The sequence below is a fragment of the Nonomuraea insulae genome (genome assembly GCF_042656245.1).
Genome location: NZ_JBHSPA010000118.1, coordinates 51,449 through 67,822, shown reverse-complemented (window position 1 = coordinate 67,822; position 16,374 = coordinate 51,449). Strand labels below are relative to the sequence as shown.

Here is a 16,374-nt window from a genome sequence, read left to right as displayed (position 1 = left end):
GGCTCACCTCTCCGGTTCCGGCACGATCACCGTGACCAGGCTCAGCGCGGTGAGCCTGGCGGCGGGGCGCACCAGGGCCGTGCGGCCGGCCGCGCCGGGCACGCTCTCGATCGCGGTGACGGTGCCGATGGGCACCCCGGCCACGTACGGGCGCGCGCCCGCCGACCCCAGCGTCACCACCTCGTCCCCGACCGCCAGAGGCGCGTGCGGGTCGAACAGGCTGAGCCGCAGCCCCTCACCCGGCAGCCCCGCCACCACGCCCAGCTCGCCGGAGCCCGCCATGCGCGCCCCCACGGAGGAGGCCGCGTCGGTGATCAGGGAGACCGAGGCCGTCGCGGGCCCCGCCCAAGTGATCTTGCCGACCAGGCCGTCGGCGTTCAGCACGGTCACGTCGCGCTGGACACCCGAGGCGGCCCCGGCGTCGATGGTGACCCGCTGGCCCCGGCCGAACCCGACCACGTGCGCCGCCAGCCCCCGATGCCGCGCGGGCACGCCGGAGGAGGAGCCGGTGGATCTCGGGGACAGCAGGCCGGCGCGCAGTGTGGCGTTCTCCCGCTCCAGTGACCGCAGCCGCTCCTGGTCGCCGAACGACCTGGCCATGGTGCCGACCGCGCTCTCGACGGTGCCGTACACGGTCGCGCCCGCCGCCCGTACCGGGGTGAGCGGCACGAGCAGGCGGTCGGTCACGACGAGCAGGACGGCGGCGGCGAGCACGAGCAGGACGAACAGCCGTTTCACCGGCGTGACCAATCGGGCAGCAGCACGTCGCGCATGGCCTGGAAACGTTCGACGCAGCGGCCCGCGCCCAGCGCCACCGAGTACAGCGGCTTGTCCACGACCCTGATGGGCATGCCGGTGGCCTCGCCCATGCGCCCGGCCAGGCCGTGCAGCAGGGCGCCGCCGCCGGTCAGCACGATGCCGTTGTCCAGCAGGTCGCCCGCCAGCTCGGCCGGGCACTGGTCGAGCGTCGTCTGGACCGCGTCGATGATGGCCTGCACCTGGTCCTCGATGGCCTCGCTGATCTGCTCGCTGGTGATCGTCGCGGTCTTCGGCAGGCCGCTGACCAGGTCGCGCCCGCGTACCGGTGCGGAGGTCTTCAGGTCCGGCGGCTGCGACGGCGCGGTCTGCGGCGCGCTCTCGGGCTTCGGCCTGGACCTGAACGGGTTCCAGCCGCGCGGCGCGGGGGGCTCCAGCGGCTCCTCGTCCTCCGTCACGATCGGCTCGCCGTCCACCGGCTCGACGCCGACCCGGTGCCGGCCCTTGGCCGTGGGGCCGGTGTCGCGGGCGCTCACCGGCGCGGGCCGCACCATGCCGAGGTCCATCTTCAACCGCTCGGCGGTACGCTCGCCGAGCAGCAGCGCGTGCTCCTTCTTGATGTAGGTGATGATCGCCTCGTCCAGCTCGTCACCGCCCACCCGCAGCGACTTGGCCACCACGACGCCGCTCATCGAGACGATGGCCACCTCCGTGGTGCCGCCGCCGATGTCGACGACCATGTTGCCGGTGGCCTCGCCGACCTTCAGCCCGGCGCCGATCGCCGCGGCCATCGGCTCCTCGATGATGTGCACCCGGCGCGCGCCCGCCTCGTACGCGGCCTCCTTGACGGCCCGCTGCTCGATGGAGGTGGTGCCGCTCGGCACGGCCACGATGATGCGCGGCTTGGCCAGGAACCGGCTCGGGTGCGCCCTCTGGATGAACATGCGTAACATGCGCTCCGCCGCGTCCAGGTCGGCGATCACGCCGTCCTTGAGCGGCCTGATCGTGGCGATGTGCGGGGGAGTGCGGCCGACCATGCGCTTGGCCGCCTTGCCGACGGCCACGACGGTGTTCTTGTGCAGGTTGATCGCTATGACGGAGGGCTCGTTCAGGACGATGCCCTTCCTGCGGACGTACACGAGTGTGTTGGCGGTACCGAGATCGACCGCTATGTCATGACCGAGAAGAGCCCATGCGAATGGCATTCGCCGCACAGCCTTTCAGCCGGAGGAGGGCAGGGGGACACTGCCCGCCTTCGCGCTGCCCGGGGCGATCCGCCCACAAACGGGATATCTCTGTATCCGCCGCCGTTCGCCCAGGTCACCCGGGATCGTAGGAGCACCGCACCCCGGTCCGCACGGTCGCGCGCAACTCCTCGCCGATGACGGGATCGGCTATCGCGATGCGTTCCACGGCCCGCCGGATGGCCTTGCCCACCGCCGTGCGGGCCCGCTCCTCGCTCCCCGCGAACCCGCGCGCCCGCCCGCCCAGCCCCGCCGCCGAGGCCAGCTCGGCCACCAGCCAGTCACGCTCCTCCCGCCGCGCCTGCGCCTGCGCACGCTGATGGTTGGACTCCAGCTCCTCGATCTCGGCGTCGAGCTGCGCCAGCCGGTTCTTGTACGCCCTGCCCGCCGGCCCGTCCAGCATCCGCTGCGCGGACATCGGCGACGTCCTGGGATCCGGCGAGCCCGCGGCCAGCTCGGCGGCCGGGATCTCCTGGCCGGGATTGGCCAGCAGGGCCGCCAGGTGCGACATGCCCACGCTGTGGTCGACCAGCGCGCTCCGCCCGCCCATCTCCACCTGCCACTGCGTGCCGGAGGGTTGGCAGGTGACCAGGCCGCCCACATACCGGGGCAGGGTCATGTCCAGCACCCTCGCCTCCTGCGCCGCCTGCGCGAGCTGCCCGCGCGCCCCCAGGTCCCTGGGGCCGTCGCGCAGGGCCAGCGCCTGGCCCAGGCGCGAGCGGGACAGGGCGACCGCGGGCCAGTGGCCCAGCGCCAGGTTGTCGTGGACGGCCCCGCGCAGGTACACGATCGCCTGGTCGAGGTCGCCCATGGTGATCGCGGCCACGCCCAGGCTGTGCCGCGCGGAGCCGAAGCAGGCGATGCCGGGGGTGGGCATGACGGGCAGGTGCGCGTACGGGGCCAGTTGCGCCGCCGCGCCGGCCGCCAGCTCGGCGTCGCCCAGCAGGTCGGCCGTCTCCACGATCGCGTACATCGACATCAGCCACGTCGTCGTGCGCGGCACGCCGCCCAGGACGCCGTCACGCAGCCTGGCCAGCATGCCCTCGGCCAGCCGACGGTCCCCGGCCGTGGCGGCGGCCACCGCCAGGCCGGCGTAGGGGGAGTCGTCGACCGTGGGGAGCTCGGGGGAGTTCAGCAGGTCGGTCAGCATGGGGACGAGCTCGTCGATGCGGCCCTGGTACCAGCGGATGGCGGCGAGGTGACAGACGTACCAGCCGGCCGCGTCCTGGTCGCCGGTCGCCACCCCCAGCTCGTAGCAGGCCTTGGCCCGCTCCTCGGCCTGCTCGAACCTGCCGCCGCGGATGGCGAGCATGACCTCGATCGCGGTGAGCACGAACCTGATCGCCTGGTGCCCGTCCCGCTCCAGCGCGGTACGCAGCTCGCCCAGGGCCCGCTCGGCGTGCGGGTCGGCCTCCAGGAGCAGGTCCACGGCGTACCAGAGCAGGCCCACCAGCAGATCGGCGCGGCGGCCCGTGCGGGAGGCCACCCCGATCAGCTCCCTGGCCAGCTCCAGCCGCAGCGGCCCGTGCCCGGGGCCCAGCACGCAGTGGTGGGCCAGGTTGAGCGCCTCGGCCAGCGCCACCGCGTCGCCCGTCGTCCTGGCCTCGGACACCAGCGCCAGGATCGCCTCCCGGCCGCCGCCGCGGTAGTCGTCCTCGGCCGCCAGCCTGACCCGCAGCCGCAGGGCCGGCGAGGAGTCCCCGTCGAGCAGGGCCAGGGCCTCCCGCTGGCGCAGCCGTACCATGGACGCGCCCTCGGCCGTCCTGTGCTCGTGCACCCACATCCCGCCCAGGCCGAGCGCGGCGCGGGCCATGGCGGGCCCGTCACCCCGCTGCGCGGCCTGGCGGTAGGCGACGTCGAACCGTTCGCGTGCCCGCCGTAGATCCCCCTCGACGAGCAGTGCGCGCTCTCCGTCAAGCAGAGCCCATTCCAGCTCTTCGATCACTGGCCTCTACCCCCGTGGCAAGCCGGACATCATCGCACCCCCGGGGTAGCGGGCTCCCTCCGCTCCCCAGTTGCTGAACGCGCCGATGAACGTACGGGTGAACCACCATGGGCGACGGCTCCCATCCGTCGTCCGACTCAATTCCACCTCAAACCGTAAAGAATCGAAACCGGATTACGCAGAGTGGCTCAGCGCGCGGTGCGCCAGCTCTGCTCCTCCACCAGTTCCGTGCTCCGCCAGCCGCCGGAGGTGCGGCTCATCCGGTGGTGGTACCAGCCGCCGCCGTGCAGGAATCCCTCGGTACGCGCGGCGACCATCTCGCGCGTCGGCGCCAGCGTGTCGGTGAAGGGGGCGCTCACTCTGGCCTGGCCGTCCTGGAGGTCGATGCGGGCGGCGCCGATGAGGTGCAGCCGGGCGGGCCAGTGCGCCAGCACCTCGGCCAGCCACGCCTTGACCTCCTCCAGGCTGCCCCTGATGCCGCCGGAGGAGGTGTAGTCGATGATCGCGTCATGGCTGAACACCTCATCCAGGAGGTCCCACTGACCCGAGTCGATGGCGTAGGTGTAGCGGGCCAGCAGGCCGGTGATCTCTAATCGGTCGGCGATCTCCTGAGTGTCCATGTGCTGATCGTCGCCCTAAGAGAGCTCGATGACCAGATCGGCCAGCGGCAGCCGTCCCCGGGGGATGGCGGAGGTCCCCTCCGGCGGCGGGGCCGGGTGGCCGAGCGAGATGGCCGTACGGATCCGCCACGGCTCCCGCAGGCCCGCCCGCGCGGTGGCCCGGCCGGCGTTCGCGGCCGGGTAGAACGAGGCGGGGCAGCTGCCCATGCCGAGCACGTGGGCGGCGAGCATGAGGTTCTGGGCCGCCCGGCCCGCGTCGAACTCGGCGTCCTCGGTGCTCAGCGTGGCGTCCACGGCCAGCAGGATCGCCACCGGCGCCCCCGCCAGGTGCCCGGCGTAGGCGCCGAGCAGGCTCAGCTCACGCAACAGGCCGCGGTCGCGTACGACGACGAACCGCCACGGCTGCCGGTTCCGCGCCGACCCCGCCCACCGCGCGGCCTCCAGGACCGCCGTCACCTGATCGCGCGTGACGGGAGCCGCGGTGAAGTGCCGCGTCGCTCGCAGGCTCGTGATCGGTTCCATGCGGGAAGGCTAGTCGGCGCGGCGACCCGGCCGGCCCGCGCATCGGCCCGCGACCGGCATGGCGGCGCGTCCGGCCGCGACTGGCATGGCGGCGGGCCGCGACCGGCATGACGGCGTGTCCGGCCGCTACCGGCGTAGCAGCCCCGCCAGGCGCGCGTCCGGTGCCCGGACCGTGAACGGGGCGCAGGGGGCGCAGAAGTAGTCGCGCCCGAACGTGAACTCCACGCCGCCCGGCGCCAGGTTGAGCAGCAGGCGGTCGCTGTCCACGCTCACGGTCCTGGGGTTGCGGTCCTTCGGCATGAGCGGCCGCAGCGCGTCGGCCATCCGCCGCCGCCCGCCCGGCGTGAACGCGGCCGGCGCGAAGATGTCCCGCACGGTCAGCACCTCGCCCCCGGCCCGGTCGTAGGTGACCGCGCGGCCGATCTCGCCCGACAGCGCATACCGTACGGAGACGATCTCGGTGTCGGCGCGCACCACGACGTAGGTGCCGGCCACCGAACCCGGGCTCGGGTCCTCCCGGTGCCGCCGCAGCGCCTCCTCCACGTACGTCTTCACCGGCGCCAGCAGCGCCGTGCTCACCCGGGCCGCGTCCCTGGCGCCCTCGGCCCGCGGGTAGGCGACGTCGATGATGAACCCGGGCAGCCTCTCCCGCCACGCGCCCGCCACGATCGTGACCGGCTCCCGCGCCGGTGCCCCCCGTACGAGCGGCGCCACCGCCACCAGGGCCAGCACGGCGCCCGCGGCGGCCAGCACCTTCCTGCCGGCCGCCACCACCAGCCCCGCCACCGCGAACGGCCCCGCGACCAGCCCGAGCTGCCACCCCGACGGCGTGCCCAGCGCCGCCACCCCGCCCGCCACCACGGACAACCCCCACACGGTCAGCCACGCCGACCACCGCCGCTCCTGGAGGTTCACCTTCATCAGCCCCGCGTAGACCAGCCCCGCCAGCAGCACGAGGTAGACCACCGCGGTCAGGTTCTCGGCGACGGGAACCCCGGCCGACACCACCGGCCCCCCCGGCACCTCGCCGAGCCCGAACCCCCGCACGGCCCCCGCCACCACGGCCAGGACCAGCGCGCCCCCCGCCGCCCTGACCGCGATCACGCCCCGCTCGCGCCTGCCCGGCACCTGCTCACGCACCTGCTCCTTCCACGCCCGGTACCGCTCGGCCAGCTTCTCCCACGTCTGCTCGCCCTCCAGCTCCACGATCCTGGCGAACCTCGACACCCCCACCTGCGAGTGCACGATGAACAACAACGCCCCGAACACCGGCACCACGAACATGCTGAACTCGGCCGCCTCCTCCGCGGGCGAGATCCCCAGCAGCCGCCCCCCGGTCACCGCCTGGCCGATCACACCGCCCAGATTCCATGCCAGCGCCGCCGCCAGCGCGAGCGCCGCCACCAGCACCAGATAGGACGACGCCGGAAACACCCGGACGAGCTGCCCCCGCACCGCGGCGTACACGAGCACCGCCGCCAGCACCCCGAACACCGCCGCCACCGCCCATAACCACACCACCACCGTCCGCCCCAGCGCCGGATCGGGCGGGGCCAGCAGGGCGAGCGCGCGCACCATCACGGGCGTCTCGGCGTCGAACGTCCGCCGCGTCAGCAGCGGGAACCGCGACGTCACGGCCAGGCAGAAGTACGTCAGCGCGAGCGCCGCCCCCGCCACCAGCAGTCCCCACCCCCGATCCGTCCGCACCGGATCCGCCGCCGTCTCCCGCCGCTCCGGCAGCACGGCCTGCACCCCGACGGCCACCACGGCCAGCACCAGCGGCGGCACCGCCACCTGCGCCGGCTCACCCACCAGCGCCGCGCCCATGTCGCCCGCGTACTCGGCCAGCCACGCCGGGTCCATCGGCTGGGCCAGCAGCAGCTCCCGCATGCCGTGATCGATGGCGACGACGGCCGCGTACACGACGGGCGCCACGGACAACGCGATCCACGCCAGCACGAACGCCCTCCCCGGCCGTCCCTCCACCGGTAACCGCCGCCGCAGGATCCCCTCCAGCGACCCCGCCGCGACGGCCGCCAGCACCACCGCGACCTGGGTGAAGTAGCTGAGCGACAGCGGCAACCAGCCCGTCAGTGGCTGCCGGTCCCGCAGGAAGACACTCCAGACGACCGCCCACCCGGCGACCAGACACGGAACCACCCAGGTATGGGGATGAAACGCCGGCCAGGCCTTACGCGCGACCGCTGCCTTCCCGGCCTGGGCGGTGACTGGGGCGGCCTTCCCGGCCCGCGTGGAGGCTGTTTTCCCGCTCCGCGCGGAGGTTCCTTTCGCGGCTTGCGCGGTGGCGGCTTTTCCGGCTTGTGCGGCACCGGCTTTTCCAGCTTGCGCGGTGGCGGCTTTTCCAGCCTGCGGCGTGGTGGCTTTTCCGGCTTGCGCGGAGGCGGCCTTTCCGGCCTGCGCGGTGGTGGCCTCTCCAGCCCGCGCGGAGGTTGTTTTCGCGGTTCGCGCGGAGGCGGGCACGGCGCGGGTCACGGCCAGGGCCAGCGACGCCGCCACCAGGGCGGTCGCCATACCCCACGAGGCCGCGTACCGGGCGTACGGATCGAACGACAGCCCTTGCGCCCGCGCCCACACCAGCACGGCCACCACCCCCGCCGGCCCGCCCGTCAGCCCCCAGCACACGACCAGCCCGACCCGCGACGCCCCGAACCCCGACCACCGGAACACGAGATACGCCGCGCAGGTCAGCGCGACGGAGAACCCCACCAGCACCACCGCCGTCACGGCCGCCCGCCCCTGACCGAGCCCGGGAAAGACCAGCACCGCCGCGACGGCCCGGCCGAGCAGGAACCCGCCCACGGGCGGCAGGGCGCACAGGGCGCAGACGCCGAGCGCGAGGGCCGCGGCGGCGAGCAGAAATATCCGGGTCGTCTTCAGCACGCCCCGTCATCTGCCCGCCACAGGCCCGGTCCGCACCGAGGTCACCTGGAAGTGACCGCGAGGTGAGCGCCGGAAAACACGAAACCCCGGCTCGGTGGCCGGGGCTTTCATGATCTGGTGGACGATACTGGGATTGAACCAGTGACCTCTTCCGTGTCAGGGAAGCGCTCTCCCGCTGAGCTAATCGTCCTTACAGAGGTGGCGACGGGATTTGAACCCGTGTGGACGGCTTTGCAGGCCGCTGCCTCGCCTCTCGGCCACGCCACCGAGCCGGAAGCTCCGAGCGGAAGACGGGATTCGAACCCGCGACCCTCACCTTGGCAAGGTGATGCTCTACCACTGAGCCACTTCCGCGCCCGCCCCGGCGAAGTGCCGGGCGACGAGAGAACTCTAGCGAATCCCGGCCCAGTCCCCAAACTGGAATATGCCCGCCCGCCGGCGGGCGCTGTCACGTGTGGCCGCCGTTGACGGTGATGCGCTGGCCCGTGACGAAGGCGCCGCCCTCAGAGGCCAGGTACGACACCGCCGCCGCGATGTCCTCCGGCGTGCCCATCCGGCCCAGCGGCACCTCCGCCCGGTAGGCGCTCTCGTCCACGCCCGCGTGCCGCTCCACCGGGATCCAGCCGGGTGCGACCACGTTCACCGTGACCCCGTACGGGCCCAGCTCCCTCGCCCAGACCTCGGTGATCGCGTGCTGGGCCCCCTTGGCGGCGATGTAGGCGGACATGCCGGGAAGGTTGCGGTCCACGATGTCGGAGCCGATCTGGATGACGCGCCCGCCGCCGCGTTCCTTCATGCCGGGCAGCACCGCCTGCACGAGCAGCGTCGGGCTCTTGACGAAGAACGTGAGCTGGTCGAGGTGGGACTGCCAGGTGAGGTCCTCGAACGGCACGGACGGCTGTGGGCCGGTCGCGTTGGCCACCAGCACCCCCACCGGGCCGAGACGCGCGGTGACGGCGGTGGCCAGGCTCAGAACGGCGCTCTCGTCCGTGACGTCGGCGGCGAACGCCTCGGCGGTGCCCCCGCCGGCCCGGACGGCGGCCACCACCTGGTCGGCCCCGGCCTGGTCGGAGTGGTAGTTGACGGCCACGGCCAGACCGTCGGCGGCCAGCCTGCGGGCGATCACGGCCCCGAGACCACGCGAGGCCCCCGTGACGAGCGCGACGGTTTGCGAAGTAGGGGTCATGGGGCCCGACTTTAGCGATCTGCGCCAGCTACTGTCTTGGCGGGGGATGGGGCGCACTGACCGAACCGAACCATCTGGAGGATCGATGCCGGAGACAGGCCAGGCACGAGTGGCGCCGCTGGCGCCGGAGGAGCGGGACGAGCGGCAGGCCGCACTTGTGAAGCAGGCCGGCGCGGAGCTCGGCGTCTACACCACGCTGGTGCGCAACCCCGAGGTCTTCGGCGCGCTCCTGCCTCTGAGCGGGCGCCTGCTCGAACAGACCACCCTGGGCCCGTCGGCGCGGGAGCTGCTCATCCTGCGCGTCGCCTGGCGCTGCCGTGCCGTCTACGTGTGGTCCCATCACGTGGATGTCGGCCGATCGGCCGGCCTGACCGACGACGACCTCGCCGCGCTGGCCACCGACACCGTCGACGGCCGGGACCCGCTCCGGGAGCTGCTGCTGCGCGCGGCCGACGAACTGGTCGCCGATCACCGGCTGAGCGACCGCACGTGGCACGGCCTGGCCGCCCGCTACCCGGCCGACCAGATCATCGAGATCTGCGTCCTGGCCGGCCACTACGTCATGCTGGCCGGGACGCTGAACTCGCTCGGCGTCCAGAACGAGGACGGATTCGCGACACCGGAGTGGGCCGTCCGCTAAAGGCTGAGCTAGCGGCCCTCAGCCGTCCGCTAGCGGCTGAGCTGGAGGCCCGCCGGATGCGGCCCCTCCGTCTCCAGCCGGTACTCCTGCCCCCGAGACCGCCCGGTTGTCGTCGATGACCCGCTCCGACGGCGCCTTCTCGCCACCCATGATCGCCTCCTGCGTCCGGGTGAAGCGCTCGTGCGCCTCCCGCACGTACCCCGTGCCCAGCGTCGTGCAGTCGATCTGGGTGGCGAGCAGATCGCGGAGGTAGGCCTTGTTCGGCTCGAACGTCACCGGCGGCGGCAGCGCCGGGGCGAGCACCTGGTCGGGGTCGCGCCCGTCGAACCGGCTGAACAGCTCGGCGGCCAGCCGCAGGTGCTCCAGCTCCATGCCGAGGTGCAACTCCCAGACGGCCTTCACCCTGGGGTCGGACTCGGTCTCCAGGAACGAGTAGTAGAGGTAGCACTCGTTGTACTCGTGGTTGAGCAGTTGCTCCCACAGGCTCTCGCCGGGATCGACGAGGGACTCGTAGTGGGTGAGGTGCCCCTCCTCGATCAGCGCGATCTCCTGGTAGAGCTGCCGCGCGATCGGCTCCATGCAGGCAGGGCCGGCGTTCATGGAGAAGTTCATCGCCTGCTGCTCGGCCGACATGATCGTCAGGGCGTGCAGGCGGGACAGCGGCTCGGTGACGCGGCGGTCGTACGGCCGGCGCACGTTGTCCATCGGGTCACGGTGGTGCAGGTACGCGGGCCGCCCCGGCATGACCTCGGTGAGCCGGCCGACGATCTTCTCGGCCTCGCGGTGCTCGATCATCTCCTGCAGATTGGCGAACCGGTAGAGGTGGTCGAAGTGCTCCAGCAGGCCGAACTGGTAGGCCTGCTGAAGATAGGCGTCCGGCTCCATCCGCGCCACCCAGGCGGTCAGCTCGACGGCCGTCTGCTCGTAGGCGATCGTGGTCTCCAGCACCGACGACACTCCGGGGAGCAGCCAGCCGACCACCTTCTGCTGCTGCGCCTCGATGTAGCGCACCCGCGCCAGTTGCTGGCTGATCTCCAGGTCGGGGCAGTGGCGGGCGAGCTGATGGCTGAACTGGATCGCCTCGACCTCGATCCCGTTCATCGCGATGATCCGGCACCGCGTGTACGGATCGGCATGGTCGGGATCGATCGGCGTGACGTTCAGCTCCCGCCAATTACGCGGCTGCTCGTCCAGCGGGATACCCCGCTCCTGGAGTGGGTCGAAGGCCATGTCGCAGCGCGTACCCGCGGCCCGGCCGGGCAACCTCCGCGTTCGGTCCCCGAACGGCCCGCGTTCGGTAAGGCGGCGCGTGCCGGGCGCAGGGCAGGGGTAGGCCGCCGACGTGGCTGAACACGATGTCATCGAGCTGCTGACGGCCCAGCACGGGCAGATCAGGGATCTGTTCGACGAAGTGGAGCAGGCGCCTCCCGACAAGGTCGGGGAGGCGTTCGAGCGGTTGACGCGCATGTTGTCGGTGCACGAGACGGCCGAGGAGGAGATCGTCCACCCCTACGCGCGCAGGAGGCTCGACAACGGCCAGGGCGTGGTGGCCGACCGGCTGAACGAGGAGAACAAGGCCAAGCGCCTGCTCCTCGACCTGCACAAGGCGGGCGTGGACGATCCGAGGTTCTGGGACGGCCTGTCGGAGCTGCGTGCCGCCGTGACCGTGCACGCGCGCGGCGAGGAGCGGTACGAGTTCGCCCAGCTCCGCGCCCACACCTCCGTCGTGGAGCGGCGCACCATGGCGGCCGCGGTGCGGGCGGCCGAGTCGCTGGCCCCGACGCGCCCGCATCCCGGCACGGAGTCGATGACCAGGAACGTGCTCATGGGCACGCCCATCGCGATCATGGACCGGGCCCGGGACATGATCCGCCAGGCTCTCGGCAAGCGGTAACCCTTCGACACCGGACGAAATGTCGGCGTATTACCGTCGTGAGCATGGAGTACATCGCTCGTGACGCCGACATCGCGCCCGTCGCCTCGCTGATCGCCGACCCCACGCGGGCGGCGATCCTGACGGCCCTGCTCGACGGACGGGCGCTGGCGGCGGGGGAACTGGCCAGGATGGCCGGGGTGAGCGCCGCCACCGCCAGCGCCCACCTGGCCAGGCTGCTGGACGGCCGGCTGGTGGACGTCGTCCCCCAGGGCCGCCACCGCTACTACCGCCTGGCCGGGCACGAGATAGCCGAGGTGCTGGAGGTGCTGGCCAGGATCAGCGCCCGCCCGCCGGTGCGCTCCCTGCGCCAGTCAAGGCAGGCCAGGCTCCTGGAGGAGGCCCGCACCTGCTACGACCACCTGGCCGGGCGGGCCGGGGTCGGGCTGCTGGACCGGCTCAGGGAGGGCGGCTACTACGACGGGCACGGCCTGACCGAGGCGGGGGAGCGGCTGCTGTCGGGGCTCGGCGTGGACGTGGCGGGCGCGCGCGGGTCCAGGAGGCGGTTCGCGCCGGAGTGCCTGGACTGGACCGAGCGCAGGGCGCACCTCGGCGGGGCTCTCGGGGCGGCGCTCGCGGAGGTGCTGTTCGAGCGCGGATGGTTCCGGAGGGGGAATGTGCCCAGGGCCGTGGTCCTCACCGACGACGGCAGGGAGGGGCTGGCGAAGCTCTTCGCAAGTAAGGAGCTAACATCGGTTACGCCGGTTACCTAAGAGAGAGACGCAACATGCGCGACAACGGAGTCGTGAACGTCGGTCCCGAGCCGCTGAGCTTCGACGACGTCATCAGGGTGGCCCGCGAGGGGGCCCCCGTACAACTCACCGACGACGCCATCGCCGCCATCGCGGCGGCCCGCCAGCGGGTGGACGAACTGGCCGAGAGCCCGACGCCCGCGTACGGCATCTCGACGGGGTTCGGAGCCCTGGCCACCCGCCACATCGACCCGGCGCAGCGCGGCCGGCTCCAGCGCTCGCTGGTGCGCTCGCACGCGGCCGGCAGCGGCCCCGAGGTGGAGACCGAGGTGGTGCGCGCGCTCATGCTGCTGCGCCTGAGCACCCTGGCCACGGGGCACACCGGCATCAGGCCGACCACGGCCAAGACCCTGGCCGCGCTGATCAGCGCGGGGATCACCCCGATCGTGTACGAGTACGGCAGCCTCGGCTGCTCCGGCGACCTGGCGCCGCTGGCGCACGTGGCGCTCACGCTGATGGGCGAGGGCTCCGTACGGGACGCCCAGGGGAACGTGCAGTCGGCGGCCGAGGCGCTCAAGCAGGCCAGGATCGACCCCGTCGAGCTGGCCGCCAAGGAGGGCCTGGCGCTGATCAACGGCACGGACGGCATGCTCGGCATGCTCATCCTGGCCATCCACGACCTGACGAGGCTCGTCAGGACCGCCGACGTGAGCGCCGCGATGAGCGTGGAGGCGCTGCTGGGCACCGACCGCGTGTTCGCCCCCGAGTTGCAGGCGCTGCGGCCGCACCCGGGCCAGGCGCTTTCGGCCGCCAACATGACGAAGGTCCTGCGCGACTCGGCCATCATGGCCAGCCATCGCGACCCGGCCGACTGCGCCCGCGTCCAGGACGCGTACTCGCTGCGCTGCGCGCCCCAGGTCGCCGGGGCCGCCCGCGACACGATCGCGCACGCCGCCACCGTCGCCGGGTGGGAGCTGGCCAGCGCCATCGACAACCCGGCCGTGCTGTCCGACGGCCGGGTGGAGTCCAACGGCAACTTCCACGGCGCGCCCGTCGCGTACGTCCTGGACTTCCTCGCCGTCGTGGCCGCCGACCTGGCCTCGATGTCGGAGCGGCGCACCGACCGGTTCCTGGACGTGGCCCGCAACCACGGGCTGCCCGCGTTCCTGGCCCACGACCCCGGCGTGGACTCCGGGCACATGATCGCCCAGTACACGCAGGCGGCGATCGTCTCGGAGCTGAAGCGGCTGGCCGTGCCCGCCAGCGTCGACTCCATCCCCAGCTCGGCCATGCAGGAGGACCACGTCTCCATGGGCTGGTCGGCGGCGCGCAAGCTGCGCAGGTCCGTGGACGGGCTCACCCGGGTGCTGGCCGTCGAGGTGCTCACCGCCGCCCGCGCGCTCGACCTGCGGGCCCCGCTGGTGCCCGCGCCCGCGACGGCGGCCGTGGTGAAGGCGCTGCGCGAGACCGTGCCCGCGCCGGGCCCCGACCGGTACCTGGCCCCGGAGATCGACTCCGCCGTGCGCCTGGTCGCCGAGGGTGCTGTGGTGGCGGCGGCGGAGTCGGTCATCGGGCCGCTCGCCTAACGGCGGGGCAGCGCCACGATCAGGTCCACCTCCAGCACCAGCCCCGGCATGAACAACTTCGACACCTCGACGGTGGTGCTGGCCGGGGGTGTGCCGGTGATGTACTTCGCGCGCGCCTCCCGGTAGGCGAAGCGGTCCTCCATGTCCGTCAGGTACGTCCTGATGAACGCCACGTCCGCGAACGTCGCCCCCTGACCTGGCCGGGGAGAGCTGGATCGAGGCCGCCCCTCGCGGCCAGCCGACGTTGCTGGTCACGGCGTGCGCGGCGGCCGGGTTCACGCCGCGTACCGGGCTGCGGGTGGCGGAATGGTCGGGCAAGTTCGGATTCGTCGCCGCCGGGCTCGGAGTGACGCTCGTGCCGGAGCTGGCGGCGCGGGCCGTACCGGCTGATCTGGTGCTCAGGCCCCTGCGGGGAACGGCGCCCGTACGCAAGGTCTACGCGGCCCTGCCCCTGACGCCACTGCCCGCTGCACTGGAGCTGGTCGAGATGCTGGGAGAATGGGAGGTGTGTACGACGGTTTCGCCCACTTAGGCCGCGTTCTCGCCACCGGATTGCGCGACGTGACCTCCGACCTCGCCGCGCTCGACGGCGAGGGCTGGTGGGCCGTCGTCGTCGACTACGAGGGCAAGGTGACGTGCGCCCGGTTCGACCGGGTGCGCGAGGCACCCCTGCCCGTACCGGCAGCGCCCTGGCGCGGGCCCAGGCCCGGACAGTGGCACAGCTCGCTCGACCGGGCCGCCTACGAGCGCGGCGTGCGCGCCATCCGCGGCCACATCGAGCGGGGTGAGGTCTACCAGGCCAATCTTTGCCGGATTTTGACCGCGCCCGTCCCGGCCGGCGCCGATCCGCTCGCCCTGGCGGCCAGGCTCGCCGCGGGCAACCCGGCGCCGTACGCGGCCGTGATCAAGGTCCCGGGGCTGAGCGTGGTCTCGGCCTCGCCGGAGCTGTACCTGTCGCGCGACGGCGACGTGGTGGAGTCCGGGCCCATCAAGGGCACGGGCGCGACCGCGGACGACCTCCTCGACAAGGACTACGCCGAGAACGTCATGATCGTCGACCTCGTACGCAACGACCTCGGCAAGGTCGCGGCCGTCGGCTCGGTCGAGGTGCCGTCGTTGTGCGCGATCGAGGAGCACCCCGGGCTCGTCCACCTCGTCTCCACCGTCCGCGCCAGGCTCGCGCCGGGAGCGGGCTGGCCGGAGCTGTTCTCGGCGACTTTTCCGCCCGGATCTGTCACGGGAGCGCCCAAGTCGTCGGCTCTGCGGATCATCAATGAGCTCGAACCCGTACCCCGGGGCCCGTACTGTGGGGCCGTGGGCTGGGTCGACGCCGACCGAGGCAGGGCGGCGCTGGCCGTAGGCATCAGAACATTCTGGATCTCAGGCGATGAGATCCGATTCGGCACGGGAGCGGGCATCACCTGGGGCAGCGACCCCGAGGGCGAATGGCTCGAGACCGAGCTCAAAGCAGCCAGGCTGATCGCGCTGGCATCCACAGGAGGAATCTGAATGAACATCCCTGTCTGGGTCAACGGGGAGCAGATCGACCCCACGCAGGCCACCGTCTCGGTGTTCGACCACGGGTTGATGGTCGGCGACGGCGTCTTCGAGACCATCAAGATCGTGAACGGCAGGTCGTTCGCGCTCACCCGTCACCTCGACCGGCTCACGCTCTCCGCCCAGCGCATGGACCTGCCCGATCCCGACGTCGCGGCCATCGCCGACGGCATCGCGGGGCTCCTCGACATCGCGCCAGCCTGGGAGCTGGGCCGCATCCGCGTCACCTACACCAGCGGTCCCGGCCCGCTCGGCTCCGACCGCGGCGACGAGGGCACCACCTCCGTCGTCATCGTGGACGAGCAGAAGCCCTTCCCCGGCACGGCCAACGTCGCCGTCGTCCCGTGGCCGCGCAACGAGCGCGGCGCGCTGGCGGGGGTCAAGAGCACCTCCTACGGCGACAACGCCAAGGCCCTGCTGCACGCCAAGAAGCGCGGCGGCGGCGAGGCCATCTTCGGCAACCTCGCCGGCAACCTGTGCGAGGGCACCGGCTCCAACATCTTCATCGTCCGCGACGGCCGTCTGCTCACCCCCACCCTCGAGTCCGGCTGCCTGGCCGGCGTCACCAGGGCGCTGGTGCTCGAATGGTGCGGCGGCGAGGAGGCCGACGTGCCCCTCCAGGCGCTGTACGAGGCCGAGGAGGCCTTCCTCACCTCCACGACCCGCGACATCCAGCCGATCAAGCTGGTCGACGACACCAAGCTGCCGATCGCCCCTGGTCCGATCACCGCCAAGGCCATGCGGGTCTTCGCCGAGCGTTCCGCCGCCGACCTGAACCCGTGACCTCGACCG

16 protein-coding genes and 3 tRNA genes are annotated in these 16,374 nt (G+C 72.6%); 7 read left to right on the top strand and 12 right to left on the bottom strand.

Annotation, left to right across the window (positions count from 1 at the left end; translation table 11 throughout):
- Positions 1-3 precede the first annotated feature (3 nt).
- From mreC to ACFPZ3_RS66055, 10 genes are all read right to left on the bottom strand, one after another.
- Positions 4-738 carry a rod shape-determining protein MreC gene (gene mreC / locus ACFPZ3_RS66100; RefSeq protein ID WP_379524588.1) on the bottom strand — a complete coding sequence of 245 codons (735 nt, stop codon included), beginning with the start codon at positions 736-738 and terminating at the stop codon, positions 4-6.
- Positions 735-1,961 carry a rod shape-determining protein gene (gene mreB, locus ACFPZ3_RS66095; RefSeq protein WP_379524587.1) on the bottom strand — a complete coding sequence of 409 codons (1,227 nt, stop codon included), beginning with the start codon at positions 1,959-1,961 and terminating at the stop codon, positions 735-737. The genes mreC and mreB overlap by 4 nt, the downstream gene beginning before the upstream one ends.
- A 115-nt stretch (positions 1,962-2,076) precedes the next feature.
- Positions 2,077-3,945 carry a hypothetical protein gene (locus ACFPZ3_RS66090; RefSeq protein WP_379524586.1) on the bottom strand — a complete coding sequence of 623 codons (1,869 nt, stop codon included), beginning with the start codon at positions 3,943-3,945 and terminating at the stop codon, positions 2,077-2,079.
- A gap of 188 nt (positions 3,946-4,133) precedes the next feature.
- Positions 4,134-4,565, bottom strand: coding sequence for a nuclear transport factor 2 family protein (locus ACFPZ3_RS66085; protein ID WP_379524585.1), 432 nt, complete (start codon positions 4,563-4,565; stop codon positions 4,134-4,136).
- A 15-nt stretch (positions 4,566-4,580) separates the two neighbouring features.
- The gene (locus ACFPZ3_RS66080; RefSeq protein WP_379524584.1) at positions 4,581-5,087 is read right to left on the bottom strand and encodes a nitroreductase family protein; all 507 of its coding nucleotides are present in this window, start codon (positions 5,085-5,087) and stop codon (positions 4,581-4,583) included.
- 126 nt (positions 5,088-5,213) lie between these two features.
- Positions 5,214-7,988, bottom strand: a complete 2,775-nt coding sequence (locus ACFPZ3_RS66075; RefSeq protein ID WP_379524583.1) for a hypothetical protein — start codon at positions 7,986-7,988, stop codon at positions 5,214-5,216.
- Positions 7,989-8,103: 115 nt separating this feature from the next.
- Positions 8,104-8,178: transfer RNA gene (locus tag ACFPZ3_RS66070), tRNA-Val, on the bottom strand.
- A 6-nt stretch (positions 8,179-8,184) separates the two neighbouring features.
- Positions 8,185-8,255 (bottom strand) — tRNA-Cys (locus tag ACFPZ3_RS66065).
- A gap of 15 nt (positions 8,256-8,270) precedes the next feature.
- Positions 8,271-8,342 (bottom strand) — tRNA-Gly (locus tag ACFPZ3_RS66060).
- A gap of 94 nt (positions 8,343-8,436) precedes the next feature.
- A complete protein-coding gene (locus ACFPZ3_RS66055) occupies positions 8,437-9,174 on the bottom strand; it encodes an SDR family oxidoreductase (protein WP_379524582.1) in 738 nt (245 codons plus the stop codon).
- Between the two features lie 85 nt (positions 9,175-9,259).
- Here ACFPZ3_RS66055 and ACFPZ3_RS66050 point away from each other — a divergent pair, with 85 nt between their 5' ends.
- Entirely contained in the window at positions 9,260-9,814 is a 555-nt protein-coding gene (locus ACFPZ3_RS66050) for a carboxymuconolactone decarboxylase family protein (RefSeq protein ID WP_379524581.1), read from the top strand.
- Between the two features lie 18 nt (positions 9,815-9,832).
- On the opposite strand, the gene ACFPZ3_RS66045 is transcribed toward ACFPZ3_RS66050, so the two are convergent.
- Positions 9,833-11,044: a hypothetical protein gene (locus ACFPZ3_RS66045; protein ID WP_379524580.1), complete on the bottom strand. Its 1,212-nt coding sequence runs from the start codon at positions 11,042-11,044 to the stop codon at positions 9,833-9,835.
- 112 nt (positions 11,045-11,156) lie between these two features.
- Here ACFPZ3_RS66045 and ACFPZ3_RS66040 point away from each other — a divergent pair, with 112 nt between their 5' ends.
- The 3 genes from ACFPZ3_RS66040 to hutH are packed head-to-tail and all read left to right on the top strand — an operon-like array spanning position 11,157 to position 14,025.
- Entirely contained in the window at positions 11,157-11,708 is a 552-nt protein-coding gene (locus ACFPZ3_RS66040) for a hemerythrin domain-containing protein (RefSeq protein ID WP_379524579.1), read from the top strand.
- Between the two features lie 44 nt (positions 11,709-11,752).
- On the top strand, positions 11,753-12,460 hold the full coding sequence (locus ACFPZ3_RS66035; protein WP_379524578.1) for an ArsR/SmtB family transcription factor: 708 nt from the start codon (positions 11,753-11,755) through the stop codon (positions 12,458-12,460).
- Between the two features lie 14 nt (positions 12,461-12,474).
- Positions 12,475-14,025, top strand: coding sequence for a histidine ammonia-lyase (gene hutH / locus ACFPZ3_RS66030; protein ID WP_379524577.1), 1,551 nt, complete (start codon positions 12,475-12,477; stop codon positions 14,023-14,025).
- Here the strand turns inward: hutH and ACFPZ3_RS66025 are convergent.
- A complete protein-coding gene (locus tag ACFPZ3_RS66025; protein ID WP_379524576.1) occupies positions 14,022-14,198 on the bottom strand; it encodes a RidA family protein in 177 nt (58 codons plus the stop codon). The genes hutH and ACFPZ3_RS66025 overlap by 4 nt on opposite strands.
- 23 nt (positions 14,199-14,221) lie before the next feature.
- Between ACFPZ3_RS66025 and ACFPZ3_RS66020 the strand changes: the two genes are divergently transcribed.
- Genes ACFPZ3_RS66020 through ACFPZ3_RS66010 form a run of 3 tightly spaced genes read left to right on the top strand, consistent with a single transcriptional unit; the run spans position 14,222 to position 16,365 of the window.
- Positions 14,222-14,557 carry a LysR substrate-binding domain-containing protein gene (locus ACFPZ3_RS66020; protein ID WP_379524630.1) on the top strand — a complete coding sequence of 112 codons (336 nt, stop codon included), beginning with the start codon at positions 14,222-14,224 and terminating at the stop codon, positions 14,555-14,557.
- Positions 14,524-15,534 carry a chorismate-binding protein gene (locus ACFPZ3_RS66015; RefSeq protein WP_379524575.1) on the top strand — a complete coding sequence of 337 codons (1,011 nt, stop codon included), beginning with the start codon at positions 14,524-14,526 and terminating at the stop codon, positions 15,532-15,534. The genes ACFPZ3_RS66020 and ACFPZ3_RS66015 overlap by 34 nt, the downstream gene beginning before the upstream one ends.
- Positions 15,535-16,365 carry an aminotransferase class IV gene (locus ACFPZ3_RS66010; RefSeq protein WP_379524574.1) on the top strand — a complete coding sequence of 277 codons (831 nt, stop codon included), beginning with the start codon at positions 15,535-15,537 and terminating at the stop codon, positions 16,363-16,365.
- Positions 16,366-16,374: the final 9 nt, after the last annotated feature.